At 69.8% G+C, this 8,518-nt stretch carries 6 protein-coding genes and 1 pseudogene; 5 read left to right on the top strand and 2 right to left on the bottom strand.

All coding sequences use genetic code 11. The features are described from left to right. From JNW87_RS30570 to JNW87_RS30560, 3 genes are all read left to right on the top strand, one after another. The coding region (locus JNW87_RS30570) for an SbcC/MukB-like Walker B domain-containing protein (RefSeq protein WP_305070475.1) at positions 1-1,740 on the top strand (1,740 nt) is incomplete at its 5' end. Between the two features lie 47 nt (positions 1,741-1,787). Next, complete coding sequence (locus tag JNW87_RS30565) at positions 1,788-3,029, top strand: TIGR02679 family protein (RefSeq protein ID WP_238454849.1); 1,242 nt, start codon at positions 1,788-1,790, stop codon at positions 3,027-3,029. 177 nt (positions 3,030-3,206) lie between these two features. Next, positions 3,207-4,469 carry an ATP-binding protein gene (locus JNW87_RS30560; protein WP_109799849.1) on the top strand — a complete coding sequence of 421 codons (1,263 nt, stop codon included), beginning with the start codon at positions 3,207-3,209 and terminating at the stop codon, positions 4,467-4,469. 256 nt (positions 4,470-4,725) lie between these two features. On the opposite strand, the gene JNW87_RS30555 is transcribed toward JNW87_RS30560, so the two are convergent. Then, complete coding sequence (locus tag JNW87_RS30555; protein WP_236647265.1) at positions 4,726-4,917, bottom strand: hypothetical protein; 192 nt, start codon at positions 4,915-4,917, stop codon at positions 4,726-4,728. 174 nt (positions 4,918-5,091) lie between these two features. On the opposite strand from JNW87_RS30555, the pseudogene JNW87_RS30550 reads away from it, so the two are divergent. Beyond that, positions 5,092-5,912: pseudogene (locus JNW87_RS30550) on the top strand (transposase family protein). Positions 5,913-5,932: 20 nt separating this feature from the next. Here the strand turns inward: JNW87_RS30550 and JNW87_RS30545 are convergent. Beyond that, on the bottom strand, positions 5,933-6,949 hold the full coding sequence (locus tag JNW87_RS30545) for an IS110 family transposase (protein WP_236648488.1): 1,017 nt from the start codon (positions 6,947-6,949) through the stop codon (positions 5,933-5,935). A 428-nt stretch (positions 6,950-7,377) separates the two neighbouring features. Here JNW87_RS30545 and JNW87_RS30540 point away from each other — a divergent pair, with 428 nt between their 5' ends. Beyond that, on the top strand, positions 7,378-8,025 hold the full coding sequence (locus tag JNW87_RS30540; protein ID WP_236648489.1) for a hypothetical protein: 648 nt from the start codon (positions 7,378-7,380) through the stop codon (positions 8,023-8,025). Positions 8,026-8,518 lie beyond the last annotated feature (493 nt).

Here is an 8,518-nt window from a genome sequence, read left to right as displayed (position 1 = left end):
TCCGCCGCCCGCCTCGACCAGGCCCTGGCCGAGCGGGCCGCCGCGACTGCCGCGCTGCGCCGGACGATTGCGGAGCGGTCGCTACCGGTGGACCGGCTCGACGACACGGCGGAGGCGGTGGACCGCTTCGAGAAGCGAGGCGTACGCCTGGAGAGCGCGCGGCCAGCCGCCGCGCGCGCTGCCGAGCAGGAGGACCAGGCGCGGCAGCGGCACGACGAGGCGATCGACCGGTTCACCGCCGCCGAGGACACCGCGCGCACCGCCCGTTCCCGGCACCGGGACAAGGCCGAGGCGTACCGGACGCTGCGCGACAGCGTCGGCGCCGACGCGGAACGGGTGCTGGCCGACGTTGCCCGCACCGCCGACGAGATCACCGAGGCGGAGCAGGCCATCGAGCAGGCCCGCACCCAGCTCGGCTCCGCCCGGGAACGGCGGGCCGCCGTGCTGACCCGGGTGGAACTGGGCGAGCAGGCCGTGACCGCTGCCGTCGCCGAGGCTCAGCACGATGCTCAGCGGCTGCGCCCGTACGCCCAGCCGGACCTGCTGGGCCTGCTGCGGTGCCCCACCGATCTGCGCTGGCCGGCGCAGACCCCGGGCGACGAGCTACACCCGCAGGTGGCGGCCCTGCACGAGGCGATCCTCGCCGCCACCCGGGAGTTGAGCCCCACCGAGACGTCACTCAAGCAGAGCGCCACCCGGCTCACCACCGCGCTGACCGAACTGCAGGCACAACTGCCGGCCGCCGGCCTCGACCACCGACCCGAATGGGACACCGACGACGGGGTGATCGTCGTCCGGGTCGCCGACGAGCAGGGCCTGACCCCGGTCGCCCACTTCGCGGACCGGATCGCCCGGGAGCGCCACGACCAGGAACAACTGCTCACCGACTCCGAACAGCGGGTGCTGGAGGACGCCCTGCTCGGGCAACTTGCCCGGCAGATCCATCACCGGACCATCGAGGCCCGCGACCTGGTGGCGGCAATGGACAGCCAGATGCGGGCCCGCCGGATGTCCTCCGGGCTCACCGTCGGCGTCGGCTGGCGGCTCGCCGACGACCTCGACGCCGAACAACGCGACGTCTGCAAGCTGCTCGAACGCGATCCGGCCCGGCTGGGGCCGGCCCAGCTCACCGCCATGCGCCGGCACTTCGCCGCTAGGATCAAGACGGCGCGGGCGGCAGCGCCCGAGCGGCCGTGCCGGGAACTCCTCGGTGACGTCCTCGACTACCGGCAGTGGCGAACGTTCGCGTTCACCCTGCACCGGCCCGGCGGCGGCACGGAGGCACTGACCCGAGCCCGGCACAGCCAGCTCTCCGGCGGCGAACAGTCGGTCTCCCTGCACCTGCCGCTCTTCGCCGCCGCCAACGCGCTGTTCGGCTCGGCACGGCCTGACGCACCCCGACTGCTCGGCCTCGACGAGGCGTTCGCCGGCGTGGACGACACCGGCCGAGGGGAACTGATGGCCCTGGCGAAACAGTTCGACCTGGACCTGTTCATGACCGGTTACGACCTCTGGGCCACCCACCCGGCGGTCAGCGGCGCCGCCCACTACGACCTGTCCCACTCCGCCGTGGAGCACGCGGTGTCCACCGTGCTGCTGGTCTGGGACGGCTCGACCAACATCGCCGACTTCGACGGAACGCTGGCTCGCGCGCTCGGCTCCCCGGAGACTCGCCGCGCCCCGGACGGTCGCGGGGATGCCGACCGGGCCGGCGTCCTGCTCGACCTCGCCGACGAATGACCGGCGGACGCGACGACCGGCCGTCGGACCGGTTCGGCCGACAGGCGTTGACCGAGCAGCCAGAGCGGCCTGGCGATCACGGCGGATCGACGAACCTGGTCGAGCAGCCGGGCTGGCGACGGTTGCTCACGGCCGCCCGGCGCAGCCTGGAACGCACCGGTGGCCGGCTCGACGCCACCGTGACGTTGGCCGCCCCCACTGACGACGAACGTCTCGTGATTATCGGCATCACCGGTACCCACCGCTCCGCCACTGCGTCCCGCCTCAGCGTCCGACTGGCTGAGGTGGACGAGCACCTGCGGGCGGCACACGGATTGGGCCTGGCCGACGTGCTCACCGCGTCGGCCCCGCTGCGTAACCGGCCGGCCGACCTCAAACGCGAGGCGGTGGCCCGGGATGCCGTTCTCGCCGTGGCCCACGACGGCCGGCACGCCAGCACCACCTGGTACGCCGAATGGCTCGACGGCCTACGCCGCGACGGTACCCTGACCCGCGTCGTGCGAACCGGGCTGCCGTTCCAGGACGTCGTCCGCGTACTGGACGCGCTGCCCGCAGCCGACGAACCGATGCCGGTCTTCGCCGACCGGGTGCTGGACGACACGAAGGCCCTCACCGAAGGGCCGCTGCGCGGGCTCGTCCTCCGTGCCGTCGCCGCGTGGCAGCAGACAGCGCTACCGGTCGACGGCGAGCGGGAGCGGGCGTTGTGGGAGTCGGTCGGGCTGGTCCCGGACGACCTCGCCAGCCAGGTGCTGGTGCTCAACGTGCCGGCCACCGGCGGCCTGGTCGGGCGGTGGCTGACCGAGGCCACCCAGGCGGGCGTGCCGACCCGGGTCACCCTGCACCAGTTGCGCCTGGCACCGCTGACCCTGACCTGCGACGAGGTCTTCGTCTGCGAGAACCCCGCCGTGCTCCGCGCGGCCACCGCCGCCCTCGGGGCCCAGGTTCCGCCGCTGGTCTGCACGGAGGGGGTGCCGTCAGTAGCCGTCCACACACTGCTGCGCGCCGCCTCCAGGGCAGCGGTGATCCGGTGGCGCAACGACTTCGACTGGACCGGCGTACGGCTGACGGCGGCGGCGCTGCAGCGGTACCCGCGCGCGGTTCCGTGGCGGATGACCGCCGCCGACTACCTGCCTGCGGCGGGCACCGGCACGGCCCTGCTCGGTACGCCCGTCGGGACGCCGTGGGACGAGTCGCTAGGCGAGTCGATGCGGCGCACCGGCCGAGCGGTGATGGAGGAACGCCTGCTCGACCAGCTCATCGCCGACCTGCGTACGGCCGGAGCCGGGTGACGCGCCGGCGATGGCGGTCCGTCGTCGGTTCCGAGTCCGTGTGGGAGAGGAGCGGCGGTCCTCCCGGGGCGACAGCCGCAAGTCGAACACAAGGAGCCCGCATATCGAACACCGATCTGCCGCAGATCGAAAGCGTAAGCCCTCGCAGATCGAAACCCCCGTCAGTTACTGTGACGTGTGCCCACACCGCACCTGACTCCCCGCCGCGCCGCCGCGCAGGTCGACGCCGCCCTGGCCGACACCCGCGTCGTGCTGATCAGCGGGGCACGCCAGACAGGCAAGAGCACCCTGGTTCGCATCGTCGCCGGCGACCGGCTCGCCGAGCGCCGTGATCTCGATCGGGCGCAGGACCGGGCAGCGGCGATCGCCGACCCGGTCGGCTTCGTGGACTCCTCCGAACTGCTGGTGGTTGACGAGATCCAGCGCGCTCCGGAGCTGCTGCTGGCCATCAAGGCAGCCGTCGACGAGGACCCTCGTCCTGGCCGGTATCTGCTCACCGGCTCATCGCGGCTGTTCGGTATGGTGGCAGCCCCGGACGCGTTGCCCGGCCGGATGGAAACCGTCGAGCTCTGGCCGTTCTCCCAAGGCGAGCTCGACGGCGAGCCGGACGGATTCGTCGACGCCATCTTCGCGCTCGGCCCCGAACTGCGACATGAGTCGGACGTGACCCGCGCCGACTACGCGGCCAGAGTCGTGCGCGGCGGCCTGCCCGAGGCCACGGCCCGCGCCGACCCGCGGCGCCGCCAACGGTTCCTCGACGCGTACGTCCAAGCACTCATCGATCGCGATGTGCGGCAGCTGTCCGACATCCAGCACAAGGGCGAGCTGCGCAAGCTGGTACGCCTCCTCGCGGCCAGATCCGCGACCATCATCGCCGCCAACTCCCTCGAATCCGCACTCGGACTGAGCCGGCCGACGATCGCCCGCTACCTCCAGGCCCTGGAAGAGATATTCCTGATCAAGCGGATCCCCGGCTGGTCCCGCAACCTGGGCACCCGCGCCACCGCCGCTCCAAAAATAATCTTCGTCGACTCGGGCATCGCCGCCAACGAGATCGCGATCGACGCCCGGGCGCTGCTCCGGCCGGGCGCACCGTTCGCCCCGCTGCTCGAATCATTCGTCCTGTCCGAGCTGTCCCGCCAGCTCACCTGGTCCGAGCAGTTCGCCGACCTGTCCCACTACCGCGACCAGAGCAGGTACGAGGTCGACGCGGTGCTTGAGAACAGATCTGGTCACGTCGTCGGGATCGAGGTCAAGGCAGCCACCACCGTCGGACCTGAGGACTTCCGCGGGCTACGCCGACTCGCCGACCGCCTCGGCGACGACTTCATCGCCGGCATCGTCCTCCACACCGGAACCTCCACGCTGCCGTTCGGCGACAGACTCCGCGCCATGCCAGTCAGTGCCCTGTGGCAGATTCCCACTCCGCCAGCAGACTGACCTCGCTCAGGTCGCTGCCGTCAGATGAGGGCTCATTCGATCACCAGGACATGTCCGCTGATCTCCGGCAAGCGAGCACAGCAACGCGCGGGTGCGACCAGTGACCAAGGAACCAGAATAGGAACCCGCAGGTAGCGAACCTGCGTATACAGATAGAGCACCGTCTTAGGAGTCTCCATGTGACTCCGGGTGATCTTGATAGGCAGGGTGGGGCGGCCGGCGGGACCGGGGTCGCGTCGGCGGGGAGCGGTCTGGTTCAGGCTGCGGCGTGGATCGCCGGTGCCGGTCGGGTGAATGTCTTGTTGTCGCGGATGAGTGCCCAGAGGACGTCGACGCGTCGTCGGGCGAGGGCGAGCATGGCCTGGCGGTGGTGTTTACCCTCGGCGCGTTTCTTCTCATAGTAGGCGCGGGAGGTAGGGCATTCCCTGGCGGCGGTGAACGCCGCCATCCACAAGATGTGCCGCAGTGAGCCTTTCCGCGCAACGGTGTGAGTACGTCGGGTAGCTGCCCTGATGATCGGTGTAGACACGCCGGAACCCGTTGTGGTGCAAGGGAAAGACGCAGAACCCCGGTATGAAGTGGTCCTCTCACAGATCAACTTCAGTAGGGGTCCTGCGTCGCCATGAGTGTCACATACACCGCCGAGCTGTCCGTGCGCGAGGAGACCGTGTTGTTCCTGTCCGGGCTCCTGCACGCTGAACGGCAGCGGCTCGGGACCCGTACCGGGACCCGGGCGCTGGGCTGCTTCAAGCAGGCGATCCTGGTGATCCGCTGGTTCCTCGACGGCACTCGGATCAAACAGTTGGCCCTCGACAACCAGGTCAGCTCGTCGACCGGCTACGACTACCTGCACGAGGGCATCCGGGTCCTCGCCGCCCACGCGCCGCGGCTGGAATCGGTGCTGCTGGCGGCGAAAGTGGCCGGCTACGCCCACGTGAACATCGACGGGACCCTGATCGAGACTGACCGGTGCCGCACACCTGGGCCGACACCAGGGGTGGACCTGTGGTGGTCCGGCAAACACGACAACCATGGTGGCAACGTGCAGGTCGTGACCGCTCCGGACGGGTGGCCGCTGTGGACCTCGCCGGTACGGCCGGCCGGGAACACGACACGACCGCCCTGCGTGAACACGACATCCTGCCGCTGCTGGCCACCTGGACCAACGACGACCGTCGGGTGCTCGGCGACCTCGGCTACGAAGGCGAAGCCGACACGATCACGATCGCGTTCAAGAAGCCGCGCAACGGCGCCTGCACCGACGTGCAGCAGCAGTTCAACAGAGCCCACAACGGTGTCCGCGCCATCGGCGAACGCGGAAACTCCCTGCTCAAGACCACCTTCAAAGCGTTGCGCAACGTCAGCCTCTGCCCTTGGAGCATCGGCAGGATCACCGCGGCAGCCCTCGTACTCCTGCACTTCGACCACAACCGCACAACCTGATCACCCAACGCCACGACCCGTTACGCGGAAAGGCTCAGTCTCCGGTGATAGCGGCGGGGCTGCCGATGGTTTCCGGAAACCGTTCCGGAGTCGCGGGAAACAGGCGCCAAGCCGGCGTGGGCGGCGAGTTTTGCCGGGCTGTCGTACTCGGTCATTCCGGCGGTGTGGACGAGCAGTTCGGCGGTGAGCAGGGGGCCCATGCCCGGCAGACTCCCGATGATCGGCGCCAGGGGGTGCTGGTCGAGCTGGTCGGCGATGAGGTCGTCGACGGCGGCGATGCGTTGCTCCAGGGCGAGGATCTCGGTGGCCATCTGCCCGACTACCACGGCGGCGGCGCGTTGGCCGGGCAGCGTGACGGTCTGCTGCCGTGCGGCGGCGACCATCGCCTCGGCGACGTGGACGGCGTTCTTGACGTGACCGCGTCGGAGCAGGGCGGTGATCCGGTCGACGCCGGCGTGCCGGATCGCGGCCGGCGTCTGCCAGCACGCCAGCACCATCATCGGGCCTTTGCGGTTCAGGTCCACAGCCCGCTCCAGGGCGGGGCTCATGCCCGTGAGTAGTTCCTGCAATCGGAACAGGGTGGCGACGCGCTGGCCGACAAGGTCGGCGCGGTAGCCGGTGAGCACGGTGAGTTCGGCGAGGAGCCGGTCGGAGGGTTCCAGGATCGGGATGTCGGGCCGCATGCGGATGGTCTGGGCGATGACCACCGCGTCGCGGGCGTCGGTCTTGTTCTCTCCGGCGAACGCGGCGGCCATGTGGAACGCGACCGTACCGGAGACGTACCGGACCTGGACCTGCCGCCGCCACAGCAGGGTCAGCAGCAGCGCCGACAGGCCAGTGGTGACGTCCACCGCCCAGCAGACCGGACGGCCATGCGTCGACACCTCGGCCATGACCGTCAGGAGGGCGGTCTCGTCGTTGGCGACCCGGCGGGAGTAGACCAGATGGCCGTCACCGTCGACGGCGGCGACATGGTGGTGGGTCTTGCCGATGTCCACGCCGATCCACAGCTTCGCCACCGTCGCGCTCCCCTTCATCGGTCGGTTCTCTCGAGTGGCCCTGGTCTGTGGGTTCGGGTTTGCCGGCACCTTCTAGCGATGCGAACGCAGGTCGCGGGTCTCCATCAGCGGTCTGCCGGATCCACAGACGACGAAGCGGCGCGTGGCATCTCCTACCGTCAGCCAAGCAATCTCGGCGAAACACACGCAGCCATACCCACCACCTCCGGGCACCAGCATCTACGGCCAGCGGTGCCGCGCCCGTTCAACCAACCCGCCCGCGAGGCGCGAGTGGGCGGCACCTCGAAGGTCAGCCACAGGCACGGCGGAACACACAGAGCCATCCCCACTCCCGGCCCAGCGGGCACGGCAACCCCAGCCTGCCGCACCCGCCGCCGGGCATCTCGGACCCGCTGTGCGAGGTCCGGGAGCATCAGCCCCCACATCGAGCGGGGGAAGAGCACGGTGTGACTGACCATGACGGAGGCCGCCGGCCGTACCGCGACCAGCCCGATTTTCACGCCAACCATCACCGCAGCGGCTTAAATAGTGGTGTGCAGGTCAGCAAGGACGGCCGGGACTGGCGCATCGGCACCGCCGCCGACGTGGAATGGATCGCCGGTCACACCACCGCCGGCGTCTCGATCACCACCGCCATCCCGCCGATCTTCGACGCCTACGCCACCACGTACCAGGCCGACGATGTCACCGCCGTCGCCTACGAGCACGCCCTGGTCGAAGACCTCATCACGCACACCCCCGACCAGCCCTGGTGGCTGGCCTACCTCGACACCGGCGCCCACGACGTCGTCCTTCCCCAGGCCCCCAGGGTGTCGCTCTACTGGAACTGGCCGTACGTGCTGATCAAGGCCGGACCCGAGCAGGCCCTCACCTGGCGCACCGGTGGTCACATACGCCACGCCCGTGGATCACTGCCCGACCTGTTCTTCCCCGCCGACCGATCGTGGCTGGTCTCCGCACTCTGGGACGACACCTGGACCTGCGTCGGCGGCCCGGAACAACTGATCCACACCGTCCAACGCGACCCCGTGACCAACACCCGCCGGGTACGACCCGACGAAGACGCGCTGCCACCGGGCCTGACACGCGAGTGACATCCCCCGAGGGCTGGCGACGGTCGAGTCAGCGGGTGTCGCCGGATCGGTGTGGTCGGCCAGGCTGAGCAACGTCTTGCTGCCGTCTCGCGTTCGGCGATCAGCCCAAGGATCAGCGGCTTGGTCACGCCTGGTGTCCTGGGTCTAGCCAGGACCCGGTGAAGTGACCCTTTCGCCCCGGAACCACGGGGTCATTTTCAGGCGGAGCCGGCAGAGCCAGGTGCGCGCACTCTCCTGGGAAGGAACGGCTGTTCGCTGCACGCACCCCTCGTAACGCACCCGGGACGCCCGGTTAGCCATGAGAGTTAGCGGTTCCTGGCAGAGTCTACCGATCAACACGGTCCTGCCCTCGTCGCTGCCTCGGAGCAGAGTGACCGCGTTCGCGGCGGCGATATAGCGGCGGCCGTGCGGCGCACGATCAGAATGGTGCGGGTCCGCGGCCTGCCAACGACATCAACACCTGCGTGGCGAGTAGCTTGCGTATGCCGGTGAC

Origin of the sequence: Micromonospora sp. ATA51, assembly GCF_016802855.1 — a bacterium.
Taxonomy (GTDB): Bacteria; Actinomycetota; Actinomycetes; order Mycobacteriales; family Micromonosporaceae; genus Micromonospora; species Micromonospora sicca.
The sequence above is the reverse complement of the archived record's forward strand: the minus strand, read 5'-3'. Positions and strand labels throughout refer to the sequence as shown.

What these genes read in the sequence shown, in the direction of transcription:
- JNW87_RS30555 (WP_236647265.1), bottom strand. Translation starts at nt 4,917, where the DNA reads ATGGCGGCGTTCACCGCCGCCAGGGAATGCCCTACCTCCCGCGCCTAC.
- JNW87_RS30545 (WP_236648488.1), bottom strand. Translation starts at nt 6,949, where the DNA reads ATGAAGGGGAGCGCGACGGTGGCGAAGCTGTGGATCGGCGTGGACATC.